Annotated in this window: 21 protein-coding genes; 8 read left to right on the top strand and 13 right to left on the bottom strand. The window is 73.2% G+C overall.

The genetic code is table 11. From position 1 onward, the window contains the following. Nucleotides 1-281: 281 nt before the first annotated feature. The 5 genes from ABZ716_RS03920 to ABZ716_RS03900 form a co-directional block, all read right to left on the bottom strand. Nucleotides 282-1,301: a LacI family DNA-binding transcriptional regulator gene (locus tag ABZ716_RS03920; RefSeq protein WP_358956276.1), complete on the bottom strand. Its 1,020-nt coding sequence runs from the start codon at nt 1,299-1,301 to the stop codon at nt 282-284. Beyond that, nucleotides 1,289-2,881 carry a glycoside hydrolase family 13 protein gene (locus tag ABZ716_RS03915; protein ID WP_358956273.1) on the bottom strand — a complete coding sequence of 531 codons (1,593 nt, stop codon included), beginning with the start codon at nt 2,879-2,881 and terminating at the stop codon, nt 1,289-1,291. Before ABZ716_RS03915 ends, ABZ716_RS03920 begins: the two co-directional genes overlap by 13 nt. Nucleotides 2,882-2,927: 46 nt before the next feature. Continuing rightward, on the bottom strand, nt 2,928-3,710 hold the full coding sequence (locus ABZ716_RS03910) for a carbohydrate ABC transporter permease (RefSeq protein WP_358956420.1): 783 nt from the start codon (nt 3,708-3,710) through the stop codon (nt 2,928-2,930). A 116-nt stretch (nt 3,711-3,826) separates the two neighbouring features. Further along, complete coding sequence (locus ABZ716_RS03905; RefSeq protein ID WP_358956271.1) at nt 3,827-4,954, bottom strand: sugar ABC transporter permease; 1,128 nt, start codon at nt 4,952-4,954, stop codon at nt 3,827-3,829. Nucleotides 4,955-4,962: 8 nt separating this feature from the next. Beyond that, a complete protein-coding gene (locus tag ABZ716_RS03900) occupies nt 4,963-6,237 on the bottom strand; it encodes an extracellular solute-binding protein (protein WP_358956269.1) in 1,275 nt (424 codons plus the stop codon). A gap of 222 nt (nt 6,238-6,459) precedes the next feature. On the opposite strand from ABZ716_RS03900, the gene ABZ716_RS03895 reads away from it, so the two are divergent. From ABZ716_RS03895 to ABZ716_RS03885, 3 genes are all read left to right on the top strand, one after another. Further along, nucleotides 6,460-8,229: a glycoside hydrolase family 13 protein gene (locus ABZ716_RS03895; RefSeq protein WP_358956267.1), complete on the top strand. Its 1,770-nt coding sequence runs from the start codon at nt 6,460-6,462 to the stop codon at nt 8,227-8,229. Between the two features lie 26 nt (nt 8,230-8,255). Next, nucleotides 8,256-9,290 (top strand): LacI family DNA-binding transcriptional regulator, encoded by a 1,035-nt coding sequence (locus ABZ716_RS03890; RefSeq protein WP_358811486.1) that lies wholly within the window; start codon nt 8,256-8,258, stop codon nt 9,288-9,290. Between the two features lie 102 nt (nt 9,291-9,392). Then, nucleotides 9,393-10,310, top strand: a complete 918-nt coding sequence (locus ABZ716_RS03885; protein ID WP_358956264.1) for a phosphatase PAP2 family protein — start codon at nt 9,393-9,395, stop codon at nt 10,308-10,310. A gap of 2 nt (nt 10,311-10,312) precedes the next feature. Here ABZ716_RS03885 and ABZ716_RS03880 read toward each other — a convergent pair whose 3' ends face one another. Genes ABZ716_RS03880 through ABZ716_RS03865 form a run of 4 tightly spaced genes read right to left on the bottom strand, consistent with a single transcriptional unit; the run spans nt 10,313 to nt 14,936 of the window. Then, entirely contained in the window at nt 10,313-10,780 is a 468-nt protein-coding gene (locus ABZ716_RS03880; protein ID WP_358956262.1) for a hypothetical protein, read from the bottom strand. A 23-nt stretch (nt 10,781-10,803) separates the two neighbouring features. After that, nucleotides 10,804-11,427 (bottom strand): hypothetical protein, encoded by a 624-nt coding sequence (locus tag ABZ716_RS03875; protein WP_358956259.1) that lies wholly within the window; start codon nt 11,425-11,427, stop codon nt 10,804-10,806. Nucleotides 11,428-11,436: 9 nt separating this feature from the next. Beyond that, on the bottom strand, nt 11,437-11,898 hold the full coding sequence (locus ABZ716_RS03870) for a hypothetical protein (RefSeq protein WP_358956257.1): 462 nt from the start codon (nt 11,896-11,898) through the stop codon (nt 11,437-11,439). A gap of 50 nt (nt 11,899-11,948) precedes the next feature. After that, complete coding sequence (locus tag ABZ716_RS03865) at nt 11,949-14,936, bottom strand: bifunctional [glutamine synthetase] adenylyltransferase/[glutamine synthetase]-adenylyl-L-tyrosine phosphorylase (protein WP_358811482.1); 2,988 nt, start codon at nt 14,934-14,936, stop codon at nt 11,949-11,951. A gap of 197 nt (nt 14,937-15,133) precedes the next feature. Between ABZ716_RS03865 and ABZ716_RS03860 the strand changes: the two genes are divergently transcribed. Both ABZ716_RS03860 and ABZ716_RS03855 read left to right on the top strand, forming a co-directional pair. Further along, on the top strand, nt 15,134-17,350 hold the full coding sequence (locus tag ABZ716_RS03860; RefSeq protein WP_358956255.1) for a PIG-L family deacetylase: 2,217 nt from the start codon (nt 15,134-15,136) through the stop codon (nt 17,348-17,350). A gap of 332 nt (nt 17,351-17,682) precedes the next feature. Further along, nucleotides 17,683-19,743: a PIG-L family deacetylase gene (locus tag ABZ716_RS03855; protein ID WP_358956253.1), complete on the top strand. Its 2,061-nt coding sequence runs from the start codon at nt 17,683-17,685 to the stop codon at nt 19,741-19,743. A gap of 75 nt (nt 19,744-19,818) precedes the next feature. Here the strand turns inward: ABZ716_RS03855 and ABZ716_RS03850 are convergent, their stop codons facing one another. Continuing rightward, nucleotides 19,819-21,180, bottom strand: a complete 1,362-nt coding sequence (locus tag ABZ716_RS03850; protein WP_358811478.1) for a glutamine synthetase family protein — start codon at nt 21,178-21,180, stop codon at nt 19,819-19,821. A gap of 237 nt (nt 21,181-21,417) precedes the next feature. Continuing rightward, nucleotides 21,418-21,567: a hypothetical protein gene (locus ABZ716_RS03845; protein ID WP_358956250.1), complete on the bottom strand. Its 150-nt coding sequence runs from the start codon at nt 21,565-21,567 to the stop codon at nt 21,418-21,420. Between the two features lie 45 nt (nt 21,568-21,612). Here ABZ716_RS03845 and ABZ716_RS03840 point away from each other — a divergent pair, with 45 nt between their 5' ends. From ABZ716_RS03840 to ABZ716_RS03830, 3 genes are all read left to right on the top strand, one after another. After that, nucleotides 21,613-21,813 (top strand): hypothetical protein, encoded by a 201-nt coding sequence (locus ABZ716_RS03840; RefSeq protein ID WP_358956247.1) that lies wholly within the window; start codon nt 21,613-21,615, stop codon nt 21,811-21,813. A 68-nt stretch (nt 21,814-21,881) separates the two neighbouring features. After that, nucleotides 21,882-22,535, top strand: a complete 654-nt coding sequence (locus ABZ716_RS03835; protein ID WP_358811476.1) for a DUF3105 domain-containing protein — start codon at nt 21,882-21,884, stop codon at nt 22,533-22,535. Beyond that, entirely contained in the window at nt 22,532-23,227 is a 696-nt protein-coding gene (locus ABZ716_RS03830) for a DUF305 domain-containing protein (RefSeq protein WP_358956244.1), read from the top strand. Before ABZ716_RS03835 ends, ABZ716_RS03830 begins: the two co-directional genes overlap by 4 nt. An 11-nt stretch (nt 23,228-23,238) precedes the next feature. On the opposite strand, the gene ABZ716_RS03825 is transcribed toward ABZ716_RS03830, so the two are convergent. Both ABZ716_RS03825 and ABZ716_RS03820 read right to left on the bottom strand, forming a co-directional pair. Beyond that, nucleotides 23,239-24,111: an alpha/beta fold hydrolase gene (locus ABZ716_RS03825; protein ID WP_358956241.1), complete on the bottom strand. Its 873-nt coding sequence runs from the start codon at nt 24,109-24,111 to the stop codon at nt 23,239-23,241. Continuing rightward, the gene (locus tag ABZ716_RS03820) at nt 24,108-24,761 is read right to left on the bottom strand and encodes a DUF998 domain-containing protein (RefSeq protein WP_358956418.1); all 654 of its coding nucleotides are present in this window, start codon (nt 24,759-24,761) and stop codon (nt 24,108-24,110) included. The genes ABZ716_RS03825 and ABZ716_RS03820 overlap by 4 nt, the downstream gene beginning before the upstream one ends. Between the last annotated feature and the right edge of the window lie 558 nt (nt 24,762-25,319).

The raw sequence follows: 25,319 nt of genomic DNA, 5'->3' as shown, positions 1-25,319 counted from the left end.
GCGCCCTTGACAGGCCGGCCCGAACCGGAAGGACCGTGGGACTGACGGGAAACCCCCAGCCCCTCCCTGAGACCGCCCGACGGGCTACCGCCTCCGAACCACCGCCCCGCAGACGGGGAGGCGGGTGGGCAAACACCGCCCAGCCCCTACCCGCCGAGGGGGAGATAGCGGGCCCGCCCCGCACCCGGCCCGCCCCGCACCCGGGGGAAGGCGGGTGGGCAAACACCGCCCAGCCCCTACCCGCCGAGGGGGAGATGGCGGGCCCGGGCCACAGGGGCCCCCTACCCCGCCCCCGGCCCCGGTCCCGTCGACCCCCTCACCACCAGCTCCGGCTGGAAGACGTACTCCGTGCGCTGGACCGGGGTCCCCGCCACCGCCTCCAGCAGGGCCCCCACCGCCGCCGTGGCCATCGCGCGCACCGGCTGGCGGACCGTCGTCAGCGGGGGGTCCGTGAAGGCGATCAGCGGGGAGTCGTCGAAGCCGACCACCGAGACGTCCTCCGGGACCCGCAGCCCCCGTTCCCGGGCGGCGCGGATGACCCCGAGCGCCATCATGTCGCTCGCGCAGACCACCCCCGTGCAGCCCCGCTCCAGCAGGGCGCCGCCCGCCGCGTGGCCCCCCTCGACGGTGAACAGGGTGCGCTGGACGAGCCCCTCCCCGTCCGCCCCCGGCCGGGCGGCCAGGAAGCCCTGCTCCTTGCGCGCCGAGGGCACGTACCGCGTCGGCCCTATGGCCAGCCCGATCCTGCGGTGCCCGAGCTCCTCCAGGTGCCGTACGGCCATGTCCGCCGCCGCCCGGTCGTCGGGGGAGACGAAGGGCGCCTGCACGTGCTCGTTGAACCCGTTGACCATGACGAACGGCAGCCCCCGCGCCGCCAGCCGCTGGTAGCGCGCCGGATCGGCGGTGGCGTCCGCGTGCAGGCCGGACAGGAAGACGATCCCGGTGACCCCCCGCTCCTCCAGCTGCTCGACCAGCTCGTCCTCGGTCGCCCCGCCCGGCGTCTGCGTGCACAGCACGGGCGTGTACCCGTGCCCAGCGAGCGCCTGCTCGATGACCTGGGCGAACGCCGGGAAGATGGGATTGGTCAGCTCGGGGATCAGCAGCCCGACCAGCCCGTTGCTGCGCCGCTTCAGCCGCACCGGCCGCTCGTAGCCCAGCAGGTCCATGGCGGCCAGCACCCGGTGCCGGGTGCCGGCCGCCACGCCCGCCTTGCCGTTGAGCACACGGCTGACGGTCGCCTCGCTGACCTGGGCCTGCGAGGCGATGTCCGTCAGCCGCAAGGGGGAACTCACCCCTGCCACCACACCGCGGTGTCGGCGGGCAGGACATCCGCGTCAGCGCCCAGGTCACCGCTGGCCAGCAGCACGGAACCGACCGCCGGTATCCGCACGTCCTCCCCCGTCGTGTTGACGGCGCAGACGAACGACCCGCGACGGAACACCAGGACCCCCTCCGGCGCGTCCTGCCACTCCACCGCGTCCCCCGCCCCCAGATCGGCGTGCTCCCGCCGGATCCGCAGCGCCGCGCGGTAGAGCTCCAGCGTCGACTCCGGATCCCCGGTCTGCGCCTCGACACTCAGCCCCGCCCACTCCTGCGGCTGCGGCAGCCAGCTGCCGCCCGTCCCGAACCCGTACGGGGCCTCGTCGCCCGACCACGGGATCGGCACCCGGCAGCCGTCGCGGAGCCCGTCCTGGCCGTTCTGCTTGAAGAACGACGGGTCCTGGCGCACCTCGTCCGGCAGTTCCGTCACCTCCGGCAGGCCGAGCTCCTCGCCCTGGTAGACGTACGCCGACCCCGGCAGCGCCAGCATCAGCAGCGCCGCCGCCCGCGCCCGGGCCAGGCTGCCGAGCCGGGTCCGGTGGCGGACCACGTCGTGGTTGGACAGCACCCAGGTGGTCGGGGCGCCCACGGGCCGCATGGCGTCCAGCGACGCGTCGATGGTGGCGCGCAGCGCGGCGGCGTCCCAACCGGTCGTCAGATAGTGGAAGTTGAACGCCTGGTGCAGCTCGTCGTGACGCACGTACAGAGCGGTGCGCGAGACGTTCGGCGCCCATGCCTCGGCGACGCCGATCCGCTCGCCCGCGTACTCGTCGAGGACCTTCCGCCACGAGCGGTAGATCTCGTGGACCCCGTCCTGGTCGAAGAAGGGCAGCACCTGGTTCCCGAGCAGCTTGAGCTGCTCGTCACGGCCCAGGTCGGGCAGCCCGGGGGCCTTGACCAGCCCGTGGGCCACATCGATGCGGAACCCGTCCACCCCGAGGTCGAGCCAGAACCGCAGCACCGACCGGAACTCGTCCTGCACGGCCGGGTGTTCCCAGTTGAAGTCGGGCTGCTCGGGGGCGAAGAGGTGCAGGTACCACTCCCCGTCCGCGACCCGCGTCCACGCCGGGCCGCCGAAGATGGACTCCCAGTCGTTGGGCGGCAGCTCGCCGTCCTCCCCCTTCCCCGGGCGGAAGTGGAAGCGTTCGCGCAGCGGCGTCCCCGGGCCTTCGCGGAGGGCCTGCTTGAACCATTCGTGCTGGTCGGAGCAGTGGTTGGGGACGAGGTCCACGATGATCCGCAGGCCCAGCGCGTGGGCTTCGCGGATGACGGCGTCGGCGTCGTGCAGGGTGCCGAACATGGGGTCGATGGCCCGGTAGTCGGCGACGTCGTAGCCGGCGTCGGCCTGCGGGGAGGCGTAGAAGGGGCTCAGCCAGACGGCGTCGACGCCGAGCTCCTTGAGGTAGGGCAGTCTGCCGCGGATGCCCGCGAGGTCCCCCATGCCGTCCCCGTTGGAGTCGGCGAAGCTGCGCGGATAGACCTGGTAGATCACCGCGTCTCTCCACCAGCCGGACCGGGTCCCGGTCGGGGTGGGGAGGGCGTCGGCGAGGTGCTGGGTCATGGTGTCCTTGGAGAGTCGGGCCGGTCGTGGTTCGGGCGCCGGGTCGTCAGCCCTTGGTGGCGCCCGCCGTCATACCGGCGACGAGGTGACGCTGGGCGAACAGGAAGAAGACGGCCGCGGGGATGGCGATGAGGACGGAAGCCGCGCTCATGGCCCCCCAGTTGGAGGTGTACTGCGTGACGAAGGTCTGCAGTCCGCCGGCGAGGGTGAGGTTCTCCTCGCCGACCATGAAGGCCGAGGCGTAGGCGACTTCACCCCAGGCGGTGATGAAGGCGTAGAAGCCGGTGACGGCGAGGCCGGGCTTGGCGAGCGGGAGGATCAGGCGCCAGAAGGTGCCGAAGGGGTTGAGCCCGTCGACCCGCCCGGATTCGTCGATCTCGACCGGGATGGTGTCGAAGAAGCCCTTCATCATCCACGCGCAGAACGGCACGGCGATGGTGAGGTAGGTGATGATCAGGCCGAGCGGCTGGTTCAGCAGCCCGAGGTCCCCCATGAGGTTGTAGAGGGGGACGATGAGGATGGCCATGGGGAACATCTGCGTGATGAGCAGGGTCCACATGAGCGGCTTCATACCGGGGAACCTGAAGCGGCTGACGGCGTAGCCGGTGGTGGCGGCGATGAACACGCCGAGGACCGTGGTGACTCCGGCCACCAGCACGGAGTTCCAGAACCAGCTCAGGAAGTGGCTGGACTCCAGCAGGTAGGAGTAGTTCTGGAACGTGGGTTCCTTCACGAAGTCGGTGCTGATGGCGTACTTCGCGGGCTTCAGCGAGGTCAGCAGGATCCACAGCACCGGGAACACGGCGATGACGGACGCGACGAGGAGCATGGCGTGCAGCCCGAAGGAGGCGAGCGGCGAGCGCGCACCGCGCGGCCGGACGCCCTCCCTCGAAGCGGCGGCGGTATCGGACGAGGTCACGGAAGCGGTATCGGACGAGGTCACGGTCACCACACCTCTCCCTGCTTGCGCAGCGAGCGCCGGTAGACCAGCGCGAAGATCATGAGCAGGCCGAGGATCAGTACGCCCCAGGTCGCGGAGCCGGCGAAGTCGCGCGGGCTGGCGACGAACGCCTCGCGGAACGCCTGGGTGACGAGGATCTCGGTGGAGTCGCCGGGGCCGCCCCGCGTGAGCAGGAAGATCACCGGGAACATGTTGAAGGTCCAGATGGTGGAGAGCAGGATCACCGTCATGCTGACGGCGCGCAGCCCGGGCAGGGTGATGTGCCGGAACCGCTGCCAGGGTCCGGCGCCGTCCATCTCGGCGGCCTCGTACAGCTCCGCGGGGATCGACTGGAGCCCGCCGAGCAGGGCGACCATCATGAACGGCACGCCGAGCCAGACGTTGACGGCGACGACGGAGAGCTTGGCCCAGGTGGGGTCGTCCAGCCACGGGATCGCGGAGACGCCGCCGCCGTCGAGGATCTTGTTGAGGATGCCGTTGTCGCGGTTGAAGAGGAACCGCCAGGCGAAGACGGAGACGAAGCCGGGCACGGCCCACGGCAGGATGAGCGCCATCCGGTAGGCGGCGCGGCCCCGGAACTGCCGGTTGAGGACGGTGGCCAGGGCCAGGCCGAGGGCGAAGGTGATGGAGACGCAGGCGACGGTCCACACCACCGTCCACACCAGCCGCTGCCAGAAGACGGGGTCGCCGAGGACGGCCGTGTAGTTGTCGAGCCCGACGAACGAGTACGTGGCCTCGATGTGCCGGACGCCGATCGTGCGGGCGACGTTGCGCTCGCTGGCGTCGGTCAGCGAGAGGTAGACGCCGCGGACGAGCGGCCAGCCGACGATGACGCCGAGGACGAGGACGACCGGCGTGACCATGGCCCAGGCGTACCAGTGCGTGGCGAAGGCGCGGCCGATGCCGCCGCGCGGGCCCCCTCCGCCCGCGCGGCGGCTTCGGGCGGCCGGGGCGGCCGCGCCCTTGGCGGCCGTGCTCCTGGCGTCCGTGCTCCCGCCCGCCGTGCTCTGGTCAGCCGCGCTCTTGGCCGTCGTGCGGCCGGGGCCACGGCCGGCGAGGGTCGTCTCGCCGTCCGCGGCCCCGGTCACCGACCGGCTGGTGTCAGCAGCCATCGTCCGTACTACTTCCAGCCCTTGAGGATCTTGCGGAACTCGGTGCCGGCCGCCTTGGCCGCGTCCTCGGGGCTCGACGCCCCGGTGACGGCCTTGGTGTACTGGACCTTCAGCGGCTCGAAGAGGGAGCCGTTCTCCGGGATCCAGGCGCGCTGCACGGCCTTGTCGACGGCCGGCTTGAAGAACTGGACCATCTCGCTGTTCTTGACGTCCGGCTGCTCGTAGGCGGCGGTGCGCGTCGGCAGCAGGCTCAGCTCCTTGGCGGACTGCACCTGGACCTCCTGGGAGGTCATGTACTCGACGAAGGCGTGCGCGGCGGCGGTGTTCTTCGAGCCGGCGTAGACGGCGAGGTCGTGGCCGCCCTGCGGCGCGCCGCCCTTGACGGAGCCGGCCGGGACGGGGGCGATGCCGAGGTTGGCCTTGTCCTTGAACTGCTCGCCGGCGTAGGTGTCCTCCACGGCCCAGGGGCCGTTGATCATCATCGCGACCTCCCCGGACTTGAAGGCGGTCTGCATGTTGGTCCAGCCGTCGGTGGCGTTGGTGACCGCCGCGCCGGAGGCGACCAGGTCGCGGGCGGCCTTGAAGCCCTTGATGCCGGCCTCGTTGTCGATGGTGACGGTCTTGGCCTTGGCGTCGACCAGGTCGCCGCCCTCGCCGTAGAGGAACGGCAGGAGCCAGTAGGAGTCGTCACCGCGCAGGTAGAGGCCGGTCTTGCCGGTCTTGGCCTTGATCGCGGCCGCGGCGGTCTTCAGCTCCTCCAGGGTCTTGGGGGGCTGGACACCGGCGTCGGCGAGCATCTTCTTGTTGTAGAAGAGGCCGAGGGTGTCGATGACCTGCGGGACGGCGAAGGTCTTGCCGTCGAACCGGCCGCTGGCCACGGCCTGCGGCAGGAAGTCGGCCTCGACCTTCTTGACCTGGTCGCCCGGGACCTCGTCCAGGTAGCCGAGGGAGGCGAAGTCGGCGACCCAGCCGACGTCGGCGCGGATCACGTCGGGGGCGTCGGCACCGCTGCTGAAGGCGTTCTTGACCTTGTTCTGGGCGTCGCCGTAGGGCACGTTGACGTACTTGACGGTCACCTTCGGGTGCTTCGCGGTGAAGCCTTCGGCGATCTTCTGGAAGCTCGCCTTCTCCGCGTCGTTCGAGGTGTCCCACCAGGTGACGGTGCCGGTCAGCTCGCCGCCGGCCTTCGTCTCGCCACCGTTGTCCTTGGTGTCCCCGCCGCAAGCCGTCGCCGCGAGCGCCAGGGTCGCGACCAGCGCGGTGGCCGCTATGCCACGCCGCATATGAACTCCTTCGATGATCCCGGCCGCGCCCTCGCGGTCCCGAGTTGCAGGGAACGTAACAAGACTGAAAGCCGACGGAAAGACCTTGCGGCAATTTTCTGCAAGCGACGGTGATCGTTACATCCGTGTGTCCATCCAGTTGCCGCAGCTTGCTGTTAGTTCGAGCCCGCTTCGATTCCACAGGCCCGCAACCACGGGGCGTGCACGCGCGTTGACTGCGGTATGAACCACGAGTTGACGGCCGTGCCCCTTGCAAGAGCTTCCAGCAACCCGGCCGCGGGCGGCGGCTGGTGGCGTGATGCCGTCATCTACCAGGTGTACGTCCGCTCCTTCGCCGACAGCGACGGCGACGGGATCGGGGACCTGCGCGGGGTGCGCGAGCGGCTGCCGCACCTGGCCCGGCTCGGGGTGGACGCGGTGTGGCTCACCCCCTTCTACGTCTCCCCGCAGGCGGACGGCGGCTACGACGTCGCCGACTACCGGGCCGTCGACCCGCTCTTCGGCGACCTCGCCGACGCCGACGACCTCGTCCGTGCCGCCCACGCCCTCGGGCTGCGGGTGATCGTGGACGTGGTGCCGAACCACACCTCCGAGCGGCACCCCTGGTTCCAGGACGCCCTCGCCGGGGTGCCCGGCGCCCGGGAGCGGTACCTGTTCCGCCCGGGGCGCGGGGTGGACGGCTCGCTGCCGCCCAACGACTGGGAGTCCGTCTTCGGCGGGCCCGCCTGGACCCGGGTCGCGGACGGGGACTGGTACCTGCACCTGTTCGCCCCCGAGCAGCCCGACCTCGACTGGGAGCACCCGGAGGTGGCGCAGGAGTTCGCCTCGGTGCTGCGGTTCTGGCTGGACCTGGGGGTCGACGGGTTCCGGGTGGACGTGGCCCACGGCATGGTCAAGGCCCCCGGGCTGCCGGACATCGGCCGGGGCGCGCAGGCCACGCTGATCGGCACCGAGCCGCTGCCCTTCTTCGACCAGGACGGGGTGCACGCCATCCACCGCTCCTGGCGCCGGCTACTCGACTCCTACGAGGGCTCGCGGATCGGGGTCGCCGAGGCGTGGGCGCCGACCTCGGAGCGGCTCGCGCTGTACGTACGGCCGGACGAGCTGCACCAGGCGTTCAACTTCCGCTTCCTGAACTGCCCGTGGGACCCGGCGGCGATGCGGACGGTCATCGACGAGTCCCTGGCCGCGACCTCGGCGGTGGGGGCGCCGACGACGTGGGTGCTGTCCAACCACGACGTCGTACGCCATGTGACCCGGTACGGGGGCGGGGCGCAGGGGCTGGCCCGGGCGCGGGCGGCGGCGCTGCTGATGCTGGCGCTGCCGGGGTCGGCGTACGTCTACCAGGGCGAGGAACTCGGCCTGCCCGAGGTCACCGACCTCCCGGCGGAGGCCCGCCAGGACCCCGCCTTCCGCCGCCGGCCGCCCGCGGCCCCGGCGCCGGCCACCATCCCGGCCCCGGCGCCGGATCCGGACGAGCGGGATGCGAAGGAGGGGCAGGACGCGCAGGAGGGGCAGGACGGCCTGCGCGACGGGTGCCGCGTCCCGCTCCCCTGGTCGGGCAAGGAGCCCCCGTACGGCTTCGGCCCCGGCGGCAGCTGGCTGCCGCAGCCCGCCGGGTGGGGCGGACTCACCGTCGCCGCGCAGACCGGCGACCCGCACTCCACCCTGGAGCTGTACCGGGCCGCCCTGGAGCTGCGCCGCGCGCTGCCGGGCCTGGGTGCGGTCGAGGCGGGCCAGGGCGGCCCCGTCGAGGACTGGCCCGGTCCGGGGGCGGGGCCCGCGGTCTACGCCCGGGGCATGCGCTGGTGCCCGGCGCCCGAGGGGGTGCTCCTCTTCACCCGGCCCGGCTTCGCCTGCACGGTCAACACCCGGCCGACCACGGTGCAGATGCCGAGCCCCGGCCGCCCCGTCCTCTCCAGCGCCCCGGTGGAGACCGACGGCCGCACGGTCCGTCTTCCTGCGGATTCCTGCACGTGGTGGGCTTTGTGAGCCGCCTACCGGTACAGTCCCATCCCGTGACCGCACGGCTTGCCGACATCGCAGCCCAGGCGGGGGTCAGCGAAGCCACAGTCAGCCGCGTGCTCAACGGCAAGCCCGGCGTGGCCGCAGGCACCCGTGAGTCCGTGCTGGCCGCGCTGGACGTGCTCGGCTACGAGCGGCCCGTACGCCTGCGCCAGCGCAGCGCCGGCCTCGTCGGCCTCATAACCCCGGAGCTGGACAACCCCATCTTCCCGGCCCTCGCGCAGGTCATCGGCCAGGCACTGACCCGGCAGGGCTACACGCCGGTGCTGGCCACGCAGACGCCCGGCGGGTCCACCGAGGACGAGCTGACGGAGATGCTGGTGGACCGGGGGGTCTCGGGGATCATCTTCGTCTCCGGACTGCACGCCGACACCACCGCCGACATGGGCCGCTACGACCAGCTGCGCGGCCAGGGCGTCCCGTACGTCCTCATCAACGGCTTCTCCGACAAGGTGCGGGCCCCCTTCGTCTCCCCCGACGACCGGGCCGCCATGCACCTCGCGGTCACCCACCTCACGGCGCTCGGGCACACCCGGATCGGGCTGGCGGTCGGCCCGAAGCGGTTCGTGCCGGTGCTGCGCAAGATCGAGGGCTTCCGGGCCGCCGTGCAGGAGCGGCTCGGGCTCGGCGGGGCGGAGGCCGAGGAGCTGATCCAGCACTCCCTGTACAGCCTGGAGGGCGGCCAGGCGGCCGCCGCGGCGCTCATCGCCCGGGGCTGCACGGCCGTCGTGTGCGCCAGCGACATGATGGCCCTCGGGGCCATCCGGGCGGCGCGCCAGAAGGGGCTGCGGGTGCCGCAGGACGTGTCCGTGGTCGGCTTCGACGACTCGCCGCTCATAGCGTTCACCGATCCGCCGCTGACCACCATCCGCCAGCCCGTGCAGGCCATGGGGCAGGCGGCGGTGCGCACCCTGCTGGAGGAGATCGGCGGCACCCCGGCCCCGCACAGCGAGTTCGTGTTCCTGCCGGAGCTGGTGGTGCGCGGCTCGACGGCCTCGGGCCCTGGACAGCGGCGCGGGGCAGAGTAAGGGCTCCCCCTCGGGCTGTCCTCCGCAGGGCGGACCGCAGGCGCCGAAGACCCTCCGGAGGGATGATCGGAGGCGAGGACGCATCTGGCAGACTCTCTCCCCATGGGTGAAGCGAGCGTGAAGACACTGGAAACTCCCCCGGCCCCCGCCGGGGGCACCGCCAGCACGGACGCCTCCGCACCCTCGGCGGCCGAAGGCGGCAGCCGTCCGGAAGCGGACCGCACCCTCCTGGACCGGCTGCGGGCCGCGCGCCGGCCGAGGATCTGGTTCGAGGTCCTGCTGATCGGCATCAGCTACTGGACCTACTCGCTGATCCGCAACGCGGTCCCCGAGCAGAAGGCCGCCGCGCTCGCGAACGCCGACTGGATCTGGAGCGTCGAGCGGGGCCTGGGCATCGCGGTGGAGCACTCCGTCAACCAGGCGGTGAACTCGGTGACCTGGCTGGTGGTGGGCATGAACTACTACTACGCCACCCTCCACTTCATCGTGACCATCGGCGTGCTGGTGTGGATCTACCGCTTCCATCCGGGCCGTTACGCCGCCACCCGCCTGGTCCTCTTCGCCACCACGGGCGTGGCCCTGCTCGGCTACTACTTCTTCCCGCTCGCGCCGCCCCGGCTGATGAACGGGCAGCGCTTCGTCGACACCGTGCTGGTGCACCACACGTGGGGCTCGATGGCCTCCGGGAACCTCAAGCACATGTCGAACCAGTACGCGGCGATGCCGTCCATGCACATAGGGTGGTCGCTCTGGTGCGGCCTGACGATCTTCGCGGTGGCCTCGGCCCCGTGGGCGCGGATCCTCGGGCTGCTCTACCCGGCGGCGACCCTGGTCGTCATCGTCTCCACGGCGAACCACTTCTGGCTGGACGCCCTGGGCGGCATGCTCTGCCTGGCCTTCGGCTACACGGTCTCCCGCACCTGGTACGGCTCCCTCCCCCACCACCTTCCCCGCACCCCCCAGGACACCACCCCCCACCCGGCGACAGCCGCCCTCCTGGCCCGCTTCGGCCGCGCCTGAGGTCAGTCGACGGCCTGCAGATACACCCGGCTGCTGGCGTCATCCACCCGCACGACGGCCACGTGCATGAAGTCGACCTCCCCCGCGCACGGCGCGCACACCTGCCCCGTGCGCACCCCGGCCACGGAATCCGGCTCGGGCAGCCCGAGATGCGCGAAGGGCGCGACGGGCTGCGGCCCGGCGAAGGACTTCGGCCCCGCTTTCACCGGCTGCTCCGGCTTCAGCCGTTCGAGAAAGCCGTCCACATCGGCGGTGGGCAGCACGAACGCGAGCAGCAGCTGATCTTCCTGGAACCCCTTCTGATAGCCGGCCTTCAGCTCCCTCGCAGCCGCGGGCACCGGCACCCGAAGCCTCTGCCCCACCTCCTCAGCGGAGACCCCGTCCACCCAGTAGGGCACGTCCCGCCCCGCCACCGAACCCCCGTCACACCCCGCGACGAGCCCGGCGACCACGGCCAGGAGTCCGCCCATCACCGTCAGTCGCCCTCCGCGTCTCACCTGGCGTCTCCGTTCCGTCCGGGGTCAGTGCGGGTCTCGTCCCGGCCGGGGGCCTCGGGAGCCGGGGCGGGGCCGCCGGAGTCGAGGTCGTGCTGCTGCACCGAGCTGCTTCCTCTCATGTCGAATTCCCTGGCCAGACCCACCGTGTGGAGCCGGGCCATGTCGGCGTCGGTGACGGAGGTGGGGCCGATGGGCGTGGCCTTGCCGCTGTCCCAGTTGTAGCGGTCCCACACGTTCACCTGGTAGTCGATGCTGACCTGCGGCCTGCCGTCGGCGCCGGGCACCGCCGTCACCACACCCGTGGAGTTCGTCATCCCGCTGCCGACTGCCAGGAACCAGTTCCGGTCAGGGGCCCCGCTCTGCGCGGCATGGGTGTAACCGTCGGCGTGGGTTTCCACGGGGATGGCGACGGGTTGGCCACCGGACTTCTCGAACGCCGCCAGCGCCTGTCGGCGCCAGTCGTCCTGTTCGTCGGCACGCGGCTCTGCCGCCTTGTCCCGGAGGTTCGCGCTGTCAGTCAGCATCCGGTCGACGTCGAGGTCGAGGTCGAGCGGCGTGCCGGTACCGCGCAGGTAGTGGTCCATGTGCCGGGCCGCGTCGGGCATGCCTACGAAGTTCATGCCGGCCCCCTACCTGAAGTACGCGTCGAGCCGGGAGACGGGCACCGCCGAGCCGTCCCGGTTGCGCAGGGACGCCGCGATGGCCTCGTCGTCCGCGGCGTGCGCCTTCTTCGAGTGGTCCAGGTGGTTCGAGATGTGCGCGCATGCCTGGAGGACGGCCCTCACCTGCGAGGTCCACACCGACACCGCCGTCTCCAGCTCACCGCCCAGCGCGAAGCCGCTCGCCTTCAGGGCCGCGGCCGCCTGCATCGTGGAGCCGGAGCCCTGCTGGTCGATGCCCGCGCCCGCGATGTCGGCCTGCTTCAGCAGCCGGCCGTGCAGGCCGAACGCCTCGTGCCCCACCGCGCCGAGATCGTCCTGGTGCACCACCAGGTCGGCGTCCGGCGCGCCTCCCGGAAGCTGGTTGAGCCGCATCGGCGTCTGCCGGGCCGCCACGTCCGCCTTGGCCTGGTCCCATTCGTTCCACCCCATCGGACCATTCCACCACGCGGGACGGGCTCCTGATCACCCGTCAGCGGGGTTCACGCGCCGTAGAAGAGGTCGTCCACGACTGCGCGGGCGCGGCGGGTGGTGCGGCGGTATTCCTCCAGCATTTCGCCCACCCTGCCCTCCGGGTAGCCGAGGTAGCGGCCCACGGCTGCCAGTTCGCGGGCGTCCGCCGGGAAGGTGTCGCCGGCGCGGCCGCGGACCAGCATGACGGCGTTGCGGACGCGGGTGGCCAGGACCCATGCCTCGTCGAGGATCTGGGCCTCCTCCGTCGTCAGCAGGCCGGCGGCGTTGGCGGCGGCCAGGGCGTGGCGGGTGCGGGTGGTGCGCAGGCCCGGTTCGGCCCAGGCGTGCCGCATCTGGAGGAGCTGGACGGTCCACTCGACGTCGCTGAGGCCGCCGCGGCCGAGTTTGGTGTGGAGGGTGGGGTCGGCGCCGCGCGGGAGGCGTTCGGTCTCCATGCGGGCCTTCAGCCGGCGGATCTCGCGGACCGCGTCCTCGCCGAGCCCTTCGACGGGGTAGCGCAGGGGGTCGATCAGCTCGATGAAGGTACGGCCCAGGTCGGCGTCGCCCGCGACGGGTTCGGCGCGCAGCAGGGCCTGGCTCTCCCAGGTGAGGGACCAGCGCCGGTAGTAGGCGGCGTAGGAGGCGAGGGTGCGGACGAGGGGGCCGGAGCGGCCCTCGGGGCGCAGGTCGGCGTCGATGAGCAGCGGCGGGTCGGCGGTGGGCAGCTGGAGCAGCCGGCGCATCTCGGCGATGACGGTCTGGGCGGCCTTGGCGGCCTCCTGTTCGCCGACGCCCTCGCGGGGCTCGTGGACGAAGAGGACGTCGGCGTCGGAGCCGTAGCCGAGCTCGTGTCCGCCGAAGCGGCCGACGCCGATGACGGCGAAGCGGGTGGGGAGGGTCTCGCCCCAGTGGTCGCGTACGGCGGCGCGCAGGGCTCCGGCGACGGTGGCGGCGGTGAGTTCGGAGACGGCGTCGCCGACCCGGTCGACGAGGGCGCCGCAGTCCTTCTCGGCGGGGCTGTCCTCGGTGCCGTAGGAGGCGATGATGTCGGCGGCGGCGGTGCGGAAGAGCTCGCGGCGGCGGACCCCGCGGGCGGCGGCGACGGCGGCTTCGGCGCTGTCGGCGCGGCCGACGGCGGCGAGTACCTCCTGTTCGAGGGCTTCGTGCGTACGGGGCCGGAGGTTGTCCGGGTCGCCGAGGAGGGCGACGGCCTCGGGGGCGCGCATGAGGAGGTCGGGGGCGAGGCGCCCGGCGGACAGGACGCGGGCGAGGTTCTCGGCGGCGGCGCCCTCGTCACGCAGCAGGCGCAGGTACCAGGGGGTCTTGCCGAGGGCGTCGGAGACCTTGCGGAAGTTGAGGAGTCCGGCGTCCGGGTCGGCGGAGTCGGCGAACCAGCCGAGGAGGACGGGCAGCAGGGTGCGCTGGATGGCGGCCTTGCGGCTGACTCCGGAGGCGAGGGCTTCGAGGTGGCGCAGGGCGGAGGCTGGGTCGGCGTAGCCGAGGGCTTCGAGGCGCTGGCCGGCGGCGGCCGGGGAGAGCCGGGTCTCGCCGGGGGCGAGCTGGGCGACGGCGTCGAGGAGGGGCCGGTAGAAGAGCTTCTCGTGGAGGCGGCGGACGACGGAGGCGTGCCGGCGCCATGCCTTGTTCAGCTCGGCGACGGGTTCGGTGCGCAGGCCCATGGAGCGGCCCAGGCGGCGCAGGTCGCTCTCGTCCTCGGGGACGAGGTGGGTGCGGCGGAGCCGGTGGAGCTGGATGCGGTGTTCCATGGCGCGCAGGAAGCGGTACGCGTCGTGGAGCTGGGCGGCGTCGGCGCGGCCGACGTAGCCGCCGGCGGCGAGGGCGTGGAGGGCGTCGAGGGTGGTGCCGGAGCGCAGGCTGGTGTCGGTGCGGCCGTGCACGAGCTGGAGCAGCTGGACGGCGAACTCGACGTCGCGCAGGCCGCCGGGGCCGAGTTTGAGCTCGCGGTCGATCTGGGAGGCGGGGATGTTGTCGACGACGCGACGGCGCATCTTCTGGACGTCGGCGACGAAGTTCTCGCGTTCGGCGGCCTGCCACACCAGGGGGGTTATGGCCTCGATGTACTGGGCCCCGAGCTCGGGGTCGCCGGCGACGGCGCGGGCCTTGAGGAGGGCCTGGAACTCCCAGGTCTTGGCCCAGCGCTGGTAGTAGGCCAGGTGGGAGGCGAGGGTGCGGACGAGGGGGCCGTTGCGGCCCTCGGGACGGAGGTTGGCGTCGACGGGCCAGATGGTGCCCTCGACGGTGGTCTCGGAGCAGATCCGCACGAGGTGGGAGGCGAGGCGGGTGGCCGCCTGGATGCCCTTGCCCTCGTCGGTGCCGGGCGCGGCCTCGCCGACGAAGATCACGTCCACGTCGGAGACGTAGTTGAGCTCGTTTCCTCCGCACTTGCCCATGGCGATGACGGCGAGGCGGCAGGCGGCGGCGTCCTGGGGCGCGGCGGCCGAGGCGATGCGCAGGGCGGCGCGGAGGGTGGCGGTGGCGAGGTCGGCGAGCTCGGCGGCGGTCTGGGCGAGGTCTATGGTCCCGCAGACGTCGCGGGCGGCGATGGAGAGCAGGCAGCGGCGGTAGGCGACGCGCAGGGCGACGGGGTCGTGGGCGTCGGCGAGGCCGCGTTCGAACTCGGGCAGGCCGGGGTGGAGGTCGGCGGCCTCGTAGGTGACCAGGGCCCGCCAGTCGTGGGGGTGGCGGGCGAGGTGGTCGGCGAGGGCCGCGGAGGCGCCGAGTACGCCGAGGAGGCGGTCGCGCAGGGGTTTGGCGCTGACCAGGGTGTCGAGGAGGAGCGGCAGGTCCTCGGCGCTCTGGGCTTCGGCGAGGCGGACGAGGCCGAGGAGGGCGAGGTCGGGGTCGGCGGTGGCGCCGAGGGCGTCGAGGAGCACGGGGTCGGCCCGTACGGCGGCCAGCGCCTCGGCGTCGAGGAGCCGGGACGCGGCGGTGGGGTCGGTGAATCCGCTCCGCAGCAGCCGGATGAAGGTACTGCTCCTGCGTCCCGGGACTGTCATCCCGCCGCCTCCCGAGTCTGTCGCCGCCTGGTGGTCCGGTCCTCTCCCGGAGCGAGCCTATCCGGAGCAGGCGTTCGACTCACCGGACGCCGTGGCGCATATCATGAGGCGGATTATCGGATTATCTGCTTACTTTTAGCTCTCTAGAACTGTGCGTCAGGGGCCCGGTCCCCGCCCGACCGGCCGCGAGGAGCCCCATGTCCGACGGACCCCCGTCCTCGCGCCCTGCCTCCACGCCCGCCCCCGAGCCCGGCCCGACCGCCTCTGGGGCGGCCCGCGAGGCCGCCGCGACCGTCCGGCACGGCCATGACCACGGCCACCACCACGCCGGACACCCCCGCGCCCGCGCGGTCGTCAAGGCCGTGGCCCTCCTCGCCGCCACCGCCGCCGGGGGCATGCTCATCCTGCGCGCCAACGAGGCCCTCACCGGCCTCGACACGCCCGCCCGCACCGGCTCCCCGGCCCCCGCCGCCGTCACCGCCGACGCCCCCGACCCCGGCCGGGTGCTCCAGATCGTCGCCCACCCCGACGACGACCTGTACTTCATGAACCCCGACCTCGCCTACTCCATAGCCGCCGGCCACCCGGTGACCTCCGTCTACCTCACCTCCGGCGAGGCCGACGGGATCAACGCCGGTTCCGGCAAGGCGGCCTCCACCCGGCCCGACAAGCCCGCCTACGCCGAGGCCCGGCAGAACGGCATCCGCGCCGCCTACGCCAAGATGGCCACCGGCGACCGCAGCAGCGCCTGGAAGCGCACGGTCATCCCGACCAAGGGCGGCGGCCACGCCGAGGTGGACGTCCTCGTCGCCCGGCCGCAGATCAACCTGGTCTGGCTCCAGCTGCGCGAGGCCGGCACCGTCTACCAGGACGTCCCCGACAGCCTCCACGGCCTGTGGGACGGCAAGGTGGCGCGCCTGGAGTCGGTGCTCGCCTCCGGCAGCCCCGTCCGGCACGGGTTCACGTACACCAGGGAGCAGGTCGTCCAGACCATCGTCGGCATCCTGGAGCGCTACCGCCCCACCACCCTGCGCACCCAGGACCCGACCCCCGGCCGCTTCCACGACACCAAGCGCTACACCGACCACCAGGACCACTTCTACGGCGCCCGGTTCGTCCAGCGGGCGGCCGAGGAGTACGCGGCGGTGTTCAGGAACCGCCCGCACTTCACCGTCCAGAACTACGTCGGCTACTTCAACGGCTCCCTGCCCCACGCCCTCGGCCCCGGCGAGGCCAAGGACAAGCTGGACATCCTGGACACCTACGCCTGGCTGGACAAGGAGAACCACTGCGGCAGCGAGGCCGGCTGCGGGGACCTCAAGGTCGCCGAGCACCCCTCGGGCAACGGCTGGACCCAGTCCATCAACTACGCCCGCGGCACCGGCACCACCTGGCTCACCTCCGACGCCGAGCACGGCCTGTGGGCCTTCAAGGTCCTCGACGGCCAGGCCGCCCTCTGGCACCGCGACGGCCTCATAGGCCGCTGGAGCGGCCCGGTCCTGCTCCCTGGAACCGGGATGGACCAGGGCATATCCACCGTCACCCTCCATGACGGCCGGATCGCCGCCTTCGGCACCCGCACCTCCTTCGGCGAGAAGCCCGCCGACTACCGGCGCGAGGTGGTCTACGCCGTCCAGCGGGCCCCCGGCTCCGAGGAGTTCGGCCCCTGGCAGTCGCTCGGGACCCCGGAGCTCTCCGACGCCGACTGGACCTCCGACATCAGCGCGCCCGCCGTGTCCGTCGACGGGACCGGCGCCCTCGCCGTCTACGTCCGCGACGGCGCCTCCACCCTGCGCGGCCGCGTCCAGCGCCCCGACGGGACGTGGGGCCCGTGGGAGGCCCACGGCGGCACCGGCCTGCACGGCAGCCCGGTCACCGGCACCGACGGTGCCGGGCGGCGGATGGTCTTCGCCGCCACCACCACGTCCGTGACCGGGTGGCTCCAGCCCGCTCCCGGCGCCCCCCTGGGCCCGGCCACCCCGACCGGCCTGCCCGAGACCACCCTGCCGATCACGGCGGAGGGCCGCGAGGGCGGCGTACGGATCTGGTTCCGCAAGCCCGGCTCCGGCAACGTCCGCACCGCCCTGATGACGGCGGACGAGGGGCTCAAGGCCACCGGGCTCACCGACCTCGGCGGGCTCCAGGGCTTCGGCGCGGTGACGGCGAGCGGACACGTCCTCGCCGGCCGCTCGGCGGGCGGCCTGCTCGGCGCGGACGTCGGCCCGGGGCAGCCCTGGCAGCGCTCACCGCTGATGTTCGTGGGCGCGCCGTCCAGCACCATGACCGGCAAGAACCTGGTCAGCCTGGCGGTGGTGGGGCTCGACGCGCGGCTGTACGTCACCTCGTCGGCGGACGAACCCGACGCGTACCTGGCCCCGTGGCAGCCGGTGGGGCCGCGCAACACGGCGCCGTAACCCCCGTACCGCGCGCCCCCGCAACCCCGTGACTCCCCCCTGCACCCCCCTGCGCGGGCATAGCGGACGTACCGCCGGGACAGACACCCTCCGTGCCGGAGCAGCCCCGACGCCCCGCCCCCTGCGGTGATCCCGCCGCCGCGGGACCCCCGCGGCGGTCCACGATGCGGACGGACACCCGCCGCACGCCGAGCGGTCGGGCATCCTCACACCCGGTCGTTTTCGGAAGACACGCGTCATCGGCGCAGATCGGTGAACCAACTCGCCCGAATCCGCCTCTTCATGACTGCACAGCGGTTCTTCCCGCCCGGAACGACCTCAAGGCGTAACCGATGCCCGTTTCCCGCCGCCGCTTCCTCCTCGCGGCCGTCCTGCCCATGCTCACCCTGGGCGCCTCCGGCGTGCTCTCCATCGCCTCCGGCCAGCAGACGGCGGCCGAGGCCACCGCGGGCAAGGACCCGTCCGCCCTGCTGCCCGTCAGCATCACCTCCGGCACGGTCGTCCAGATCGTCGCGCACCCCGACGACGACCTGTTCTTCATGAACCCCGACCTCAGCCGCTCCCTGCTGGCCGGACTCCCCGTCACCACCGCCTACCTCACCTCCGGCGAGGCCGACGGCCGCAACGAGGCCAACGGCGGCCAGGCCAAGGACCCGCAGCAGCCCGCCGACCGCGCCCGCTACGCGGAGGCCCGGCAGAACGGCATACGCTCCGCCTACGCCCAGATGGCCACCGGAGACCGCACGAGCGCGTGGAAGCGTACGGTCATACCCACCGCCGGCGGCGGTCAGGCCGAGCTCGACGTCCTCGTCGCCCGGCCCCAGGTCAACCTGGTCTGGCTCCAGCTGCGCGAGGCCCGCAATCCGGCCGCCGCGAACCCCGACAGCCTGAACGGCCTGTGGAACGGCGAGATACCGGCGCTGGGTTCCCAGCTCACCACCGGAACCCCGGTCAAGCAGCCGTTCTCGTACACCAAGGACCAGGTCGTCCAGACCATATCGGGCATCTTGGAGCGCTACCGTCCGACGACGATACGGATGCAGGACCCCACCCCGAACCGCTACCCGGACACCGGCAAGTTCACCGACCACCAGGACCACATGTACGGCGCCCGCTTCGCGCAGGCGGCCATCGCCGCGTACGCCGAACGGGTCGCCGAACGGCCGCGGTTCTCGGTGCAGAACTACCTCGGCTACCACAACGGCACCCTCCCCCACGCCCTGGACCCGCAGACCGCCGAGACGAAGATCGGCTACCTGAAGACGTACGCCTGGCAGGACCACGCCGACTACTGCGGCTCCCCCGACGGCTGCGGCGACCGCAAGGTGGCCGGCAGCCCCACCGGCCGCAACTGGGCCCAGTCCCTGCGCTACGCCCGCGCCGACAACGCCTCCTGGCTCACCGAGGGCACCCCGGGCCGGCTCTGGGCCTTCGCCGCCCTCGACGGCAGGATGGCCGTCTGGACCCGCGACCGCTCCGGCACCTGGACCGGCCCCGACCTGCTCCCCGGCACCGGCATCGACTCCGGCGCCACCACCGCCCGCCTCCCCGACGGCCGCCTCGCGGTCCTCGCCACCCGTACGGTGATCGGGGCGCGGCCGGCCGACTACCGGCGCGAGGTGGTGTACGCCGTCCAGGGCGCCCCCGACGGCCCGTTCGGCCCCTGGCAGTCCCTCGGCACCCCCGAACCCGGTGACGGACCCGGCACCTCCGCGATCAGCGCCCCCGCGGCCGCCGTCGATGCGGCGGGCCGCCTCACCGTCTACCTCCGCGACAGCGCGCGCACCCTGCGGGCCCGCGTCCAGCAGCCCTCGGGCGCCTTCACCGACTGGCAGAAGCTGGGCGGCGCCGACCTCCAGAGCGACCCGGTCACCGTCACGGACGCGGCGGGCCGCCGCCACGTCTACGCCACCACCACGGCGTCCGTCCTGGCCTGGACCCAGCCCGCCCCGGACGCCCCGCTCGCCGGCCCCCACCCCACCGGCCTGCCCGCCACCACGGTCCCCCTGACGGCCACCCGGGACGGCGCGGGCATCCGCCTGTACTTCCGCCGCCCCGACTCGGGGGTGGTCCGCAGCGCCCTGGTCACCGCCGGCCCGGGCGCCCCGCAGGTCTCCGGCGTCTCGGAGTCCGGCGGCCGGGCGGGCTACGGCGCGATCGGCGTCGCGGGCCGCCTCCTGACGGGCCGCGCCGAAGCGGGCACGGTCTCCACCGCCACCCTGGGCGGCCCCCCGGCCTGGACGGAGTCCCGCATGCTGTACACGGGCGCCCCGTCAGCGGTCCTCGACACCACGGGCACCCCGACCACAGCCGCCCTCGGCCTGGACGCCCGACTCCACACCGCCACCCCCCACCCAGCCACCCCGGCCCCCACCTGGCACCCGGCCACCTGACCCCGCACACGCCCGTGGCCCCACCCCCGAAGCGGGGGCGGGGCCACGGTCACACCGGCCGGAGCGCTCGGGACCTCAGAGCACCGGGAGGTTCTTGCGGAGTTCGAAGGCGGTGACCTCCGAGCGGTATTCCTCCCACTCCTGCTTCTTGTTGCGCAGGAAGAAGTCGAAGACGTGCTCGCCGAGGGTTTCGGCGACCAGTTCGCTGCGTTCCATCAGGGAGATGGCCTCGCCGAGGTTCTGGGGGAGGGGCTCGATGCCCATCGCGCGGCGTTCGGCGTCGGAGAGGGCCCAGACGTCGTCGTCGGCGCCCGCCGGGAGCTCGTAGCCCTCCTCGATGCCCTTGAGGCCCGCCGCCAGGAGGACGGCGTAGGTGAGGTAGGGGTTGGCGCCCGAGTCGATCGAGCGGACCTCCACCCGGGCGGAGCCCGTCTTGCCCGGCTTGTACATCGGGACGCGGATCAGGGCCGAGCGGTTGTTGTGGCCCCAGCAGATGTACGAGGGGGCCTCGCCGCCGGAGCCGGCCGTGCGGGAGGATCCGCCCCAGATGCGCTTGTAGGAGTTGACCCACTGGTTGGTGACCGCCGCCGTCTCCGCCGCGTGCCGCAGCAGGCCCGCGATGAAGGAGCGGCCGACCTTCGAGAGCTGGTACTCGGCGCCCGACTCGTAGAAGGCGTTGCGGTCGCCCTCGAAGAGGGAGAGGTGGGTGTGCATGCCCGAGCCCGGGTACTCGGAGAAGGGCTTCGGCATGAAGGTCGCCTGGACACCCTGCTCCAGCGCGACCTGCTTCATGACCAGGCGGAAGGTCATGATGTTGTCGGCCGTCGAGAGGGCGTCGGCGTAGCGCAGGTCGATCTCCTGCTGGCCGGGCGCGCCCTCGTGGTGGCTGAACTCCACCGAGATGCCCATGGATTCGAGCATGGTGATCGCCTGGCGGCGGAAGTCCATGCCGACGTTCTGCGGAGTGTGGTCGAAATAGCCGGAGTTGTCCGCCGGGACCGGGCGGGTGCCGTCCAGCGGCTTGTCCTTGAGCAGGAAGAACTCGATCTCCGGGTGGGTGTAGAAGGTGAAGCCCAGGTCGGAGGTCTTGGCGAGGATGCGCTTGAGGACGTAGCGCGGGTCCGCGAAGGACGGGGAGCCGTCGGGCATCAGGATGTCGCAGAACATCCGGGCGGTCCCGGGGGCCTCGGCGCGCCACGGCAGTATCTGGAACGTGCCCGGATCCGGCTTGGCGATCATGTCGGACTCGTAGACGCGGGCGAAGCCCTCGATCGCGGAGCCGTCGAAACCGATGCCCTCGTCGAATGCCTGCTCCAGCTCGGCCGGAGCGACCGCGACGGACTTCAGGAAGCCCAGTACGTCGGTGAACCACAGGCGCACGAAGCGGATGTCGCGCTCCTCGAGCGTCCGGAGGACGAATTCCTGCTGCTTGTCCATGCCTTCATCCTCGCAGTTCAGACGATCTGTGCACCACCGACCCGAGGGGCGGCCGGCACAGCCGGGCCCGTCCAGTATCCCTAGTGGTGGTTTCCGCCACATTACGCACCCCCGGAGGCCGATGGCACCCCCGCTCTGACCGCAGGCCCGTCATGAGCATTACCATCTGCGGCCATGGGGGGCTGGGAGCACACGCGGAGCGGGCGTCACGGGCGTCCCGCCCGTCGGGGTGCCCTTCTACTGCTGCTCGCCCTCGGTGTGATGGCCGGGCTGGGGTTCCTGTGCGTGCGCGGTGGCGGCCCGGCCGTGGCGGGGGCGGGGGGTGCCGGTGGCGCCGGTGGTGCCGAAGGGGCGACCGTCCGGGCGCACGCGGGGCACGGTGCGCACGCCGGGCACGGTGCGTACGCGGGGAGTGACCAGCGGGTCGCCTGTGTGTCCCCGTACGAGCTGCCCGGCTGTTCTCCCCTCTCCCATGTGACCCCGGCCGTCCTGCCCGCCCCGCCGCCCGCCGTCACCGCGGCGCCGCCCGGACCGGCGCCCCGCGCCCTCCCGGCGGCCACGGGCCCGGTGCGGCCCCCGGGGACCCTCGCGCGCGCCCCCGACCTGCACGCCTTGCAAGTGCTGCGGACCTGACGGGTCCGGCGCCGTACACGACATCACCGGCACCACCCACACCCCCCTCAGCAGAAGGAACAGGGCACATGGCCAGCAGCAGGACGTCCGAGAAGAACTCCCGCCAGAACCGCATAGCCGAGATGCGGCGCGCCGAGAAGGCGCGCGACCGGCGCAACAAGATCATCGCGATCAGCGTCTCCGGGGCGGTCGTCGCCGGGCTCATCGGCTTCGGCACGTGGGTGCTCATGGACCAGAAGCAGAAGGAAAAGGACGCGGCGGCGGCCCGCAAGGCACCGGTCAACGGCGAGCAGAGCTGGGACGTGAAGAAGCTCGGCCGCAACCACGTCGAGACCCCGGTCAAGTACGAGATGAACCCGCCGGTGGGCGGCGACCACAACCCCCGCTGGATGAACTGCAACGGCGACGTCTACAAGAACGCGATCCCCGAGGTGAACGCCGTGCACTCGCTGGAGCACGGCGCGGTCTGGGTGACGTACAACGAGAAGGCCGCGAAGGCCGACGTCGACACGCTCGCCGCGAAGGTGGGCAAGACCCCCTACACGCTGATGAGCCCGGACAAGGAGCAGGCAGGCACGATCATGCTCAGCGCCTGGGGCAAGCAGCTGACCGTCGACAAGGCCGACGACCCCCGGGTGGCTCAGTTCTTCACCAAGTACGTGCAGGGCCCGCAGACCCCCGAGCCGGGCGCGGCCTGCACCAACGGGCTGGGCGAGAAATGACCCGCAGCCGCACGAACCGCACGTACTGGGCCGCCGGCACGGGAGTGGTCCTGGCCGCGCTGTTCGCGGCGGGCGCCACCTTCGCCACGGCGGACGGTTCGCGGGACACGGACGGCTCCACCGCCTCGCGGACGCCGGCGCTGTACTCCCCCGACGCCGGTTTCGCCCGGGACATGGCGGTGCACCACCAGCAGGCGGTGGAGATGTCCTTCATCGTCCGCGACCGCACCCAGGACGAGCCGGTGCGCGGGCTCGCGTACGACATCGCCAACACGCAGGCCAACCAGCGCGGGATGCTGCTGGGGTGGCTGGACCTGTGGGGGCTGCCGAAGGTGGTGGCCGACGAGCCGCCCATGTCGTGGATGGCGTCCATGGGCTCCGCGGACGGGCACGAGGCCCATGCGGGGCACGAGGGGCACGTCACCAAGCCGGGGGCCCTCATGCCCGGGATGGCCACCAAGGAGGAGCTCGACCGGCTCGGCGCCAGCAGCGGCAGGGACGCGGAGGTGCTCTACCTCCAGCTGATGACCGACCACCACAAGGGCGGCGTCGCCATGGCCCAGGGCTGCGCCCAGCAGTGCCGGACCCCGGCGGAACGGAAACTGGCCCAGGGCATGGTCGAGGCGCAGCAGTCGGAGCTGAAGCTGATGGCGGACATGCTCAGGCAGCGGGGGGCCGCGCCGCGGGAGTGACCCGGGGCAGCCTACCGCCGCTCCGTCGCGTACCGGACCGCCCGCGCCACCTGGTGCGGGCGGTCCAGCATGAGCAGGTGCCCGGCCGGCGCGGCCACCTCGAAGCGGGCGCCGAGCCGGTCGGCGAGGGCCGCCTGGCGGGCGAGCCAGCGCCGGGCGGCCCGGCCGGAGGTGCCGTCGTGCGCGGCGAGGACGGTGACGGGGGCCCTCAGGGGGTGGCGCGGGCGCAGGGCGAGGAGTTCGGCGGCGGTGTCGGGGTAGCGGGAGTTCTCCAGGAGGATCCCGCGCCAGACGCGGCCGGTGCGGTAGCAGCGGCGTACGAGGCCCCGCGCGGCCGGGTCGCCGGCCCGGCTCCCCGCGCGGGAGGCCCGTACGGCGGCCCGGCGGACGGCCGGGCCCAGCGCGGCGGGCAGACCGGTGGCGGTGAGCGCCCAACCGAGGGCGCGGGCGGCGCCGGTGCGGAGGGCGGCGGGCAGGAGCGTACGGGGGCGCGTCTCCTCGACGCTGGAGTCGACCAGGACCAGGGCGGCGGTGCGGTCCGGGTGGAGGCGGGCGAACGCCTCGGCGTGGAACCCGGCGAGGGAGTGCCCGACGACGGTGACGGGGCCGGCGATGCCGAGCGCGTCCAGCAGGACGGCGATACGGCGGGCCTCGCCGGCGGCGGTGGGCGGTGCGGGGGCCGGGGCGCTGAGGCCGTGGCCGGGGCGGTCGAACCGGATGACGGTCCGCCCGGCGGCCACGAGGAGGGCGGCGACCTCGTCCCAGTCGAACCAGGCCAGGGCGAGCCCGGCGCTCAGCACCACGGGAGGGCCCTCGCCCTGCACGAGCGTGTGCAGGGCGGTGCCGTCGACCCGGAGGAAGCGGCCGGAGCCGGGGTGGGTCACAGGCGGCGCTCCTTGTGAACGGAGTACGCGAGCAGGCCCAGCCAGAGCGCGACGAGCAGCACCTGGAGCCGCTGGCCGGCGCCGAGGGCCCAGGTGCCGTGCCCGGCGGTGAACAGGGAGATCGCGGTCAGGGTCCAGGCGGTGGCGAGCAGTTCGAGCCCGACGAGGACGGGGCCGTAGCGGGCGAGCGGGGCGAGCCGGCCGTAGCGGCGGGCGGCGAGGGTGAGGGCCACGATCCCGGCGAGCGCGCCGGCCATGGCGAGGCTGCTGCTGACGGCGTGGGCCTGGTGGGTGGCCGGGACGAGCCCGGCGGTCTCGCGGGCGGCGCACACGGGGTCGGCGGTCGGCCGGCAGCTCAGCGGAAGCCAGGCGTCGGCGGCGGTGGCCGCCCCGAAGAGCGTGACCCCGCCCCAGCCGGCGAGGGTCCAGGGGCGACGGGCCTCGGCGCCCCGGAGCAGCCGGAGGAGGGCGAGGAGCCCGCCGAGGAAGACGAGCAGCCCGGCGGCGAAGTCGGTGGCCCGGAACACCCCGCCGAGCGGCTGATCCTGCGCGGCGAGCTCACTGACGTAGGTCTGGACGGGGTCGACCCCGGTGGCGAGAACAACCTCAAGCACCCAGCCGGTATAGGCGGCCGCCCCCAGCCCGACGATCCAGGCGACCACCCGGGGGCGGGAACCGGTCTCGGCGCCGCCCGAACCGAGGGCTCCGCCGGTGTGGGGGGCGGCGCCGGGGCGGCCCGGGCTGGGGGCTGCGCCCGTGTGAGCGCCGGCTCCGCAGGCCGCGCCGGTATGGACATCGGCCCCGAACGGGCCCGAGCCGGGGGCTCCGCCGGTGTCGGGGTCGGTGCCCGGGCGGCCCGGGCCGGCGGCTGCGCCCGTGTGAGCGCCGGCTCCGCAGGCCGCGCCGGTATGGGCACCGGCCCCGGCGGCTTCGCCTGAGTGAGCGCCGGTGTCCGGGCGGCCCAAACCTGTGGCTCCATCTGTGCGGGCGTGGCTCTCGGGGCCGCCCGACCAGGGGGCTCTCCCAGCGTGGGCGCCGGTCTCCGGGCCGCCAGAACCGGGGGCTCCGCCGGTGTCGGAGGCGGTGCCGGAGCGGCCCGGGCCGGCGGCTGCGCCCGTGTGGGCGCCGGCTCCGCGGGCCGCGCCGGTGACGGGGCGACCGGACGCGGCGACTTCGCCGGTGTGGGCACCGGCCCCGGACGGGCCCGA

It is taken from the genome of Streptomyces sp. NPDC006687 (assembly GCF_040636215.1).
In the GTDB taxonomy this organism is placed as follows: Bacteria; Actinomycetota; Actinomycetes; order Streptomycetales; family Streptomycetaceae; genus Streptomyces.
The sequence above is the reverse complement of the archived record's forward strand: the minus strand, read 5'-3'. Positions and strand labels throughout refer to the sequence as shown.

What these genes read in the sequence shown, in the direction of transcription:
- ABZ716_RS03915 (WP_358956273.1), bottom strand. Translation starts at nt 2,881, where the DNA reads ATGACCCAGCACCTCGCCGACGCCCTCCCCACCCCGACCGGGACCCGG.
- ABZ716_RS03910 (WP_358956420.1), bottom strand. Translation starts at nt 3,710, where the DNA reads ATGCTCCTCGTCGCGTCCGTCATCGCCGTGTTCCCGGTGCTGTGGATC.
- ABZ716_RS03905 (WP_358956271.1), bottom strand. Translation starts at nt 4,954, where the DNA reads ATGGCTGCTGACACCAGCCGGTCGGTGACCGGGGCCGCGGACGGCGAG.
- ABZ716_RS03900 (WP_358956269.1), bottom strand. Translation starts at nt 6,237, where the DNA reads ATGCGGCGTGGCATAGCGGCCACCGCGCTGGTCGCGACCCTGGCGCTC.
- ABZ716_RS03895 (WP_358956267.1), top strand. Translation starts at nt 6,460, where the DNA reads ATGAACCACGAGTTGACGGCCGTGCCCCTTGCAAGAGCTTCCAGCAAC.
- ABZ716_RS03885 (WP_358956264.1), top strand. Translation starts at nt 9,393, where the DNA reads ATGGGTGAAGCGAGCGTGAAGACACTGGAAACTCCCCCGGCCCCCGCC.
- ABZ716_RS03880 (WP_358956262.1), bottom strand. Translation starts at nt 10,780, where the DNA reads ATGGGCGGACTCCTGGCCGTGGTCGCCGGGCTCGTCGCGGGGTGTGAC.
- ABZ716_RS03875 (WP_358956259.1), bottom strand. Translation starts at nt 11,427, where the DNA reads ATGAACTTCGTAGGCATGCCCGACGCGGCCCGGCACATGGACCACTAC.
- ABZ716_RS03870 (WP_358956257.1), bottom strand. Translation starts at nt 11,898, where the DNA reads ATGGGGTGGAACGAATGGGACCAGGCCAAGGCGGACGTGGCGGCCCGG.
- ABZ716_RS03865 (WP_358811482.1), bottom strand. Translation starts at nt 14,936, where the DNA reads ATGACAGTCCCGGGACGCAGGAGCAGTACCTTCATCCGGCTGCTGCGG.
- ABZ716_RS03860 (WP_358956255.1), top strand. Translation starts at nt 15,134, where the DNA reads ATGTCCGACGGACCCCCGTCCTCGCGCCCTGCCTCCACGCCCGCCCCC.
- ABZ716_RS03855 (WP_358956253.1), top strand. Translation starts at nt 17,683, where the DNA reads ATGCCCGTTTCCCGCCGCCGCTTCCTCCTCGCGGCCGTCCTGCCCATG.
- ABZ716_RS03850 (WP_358811478.1), bottom strand. Translation starts at nt 21,180, where the DNA reads ATGGACAAGCAGCAGGAATTCGTCCTCCGGACGCTCGAGGAGCGCGAC.
- ABZ716_RS03835 (WP_358811476.1), top strand. Translation starts at nt 21,882, where the DNA reads ATGGCCAGCAGCAGGACGTCCGAGAAGAACTCCCGCCAGAACCGCATA.
- ABZ716_RS03830 (WP_358956244.1), top strand. Translation starts at nt 22,532, where the DNA reads ATGACCCGCAGCCGCACGAACCGCACGTACTGGGCCGCCGGCACGGGA.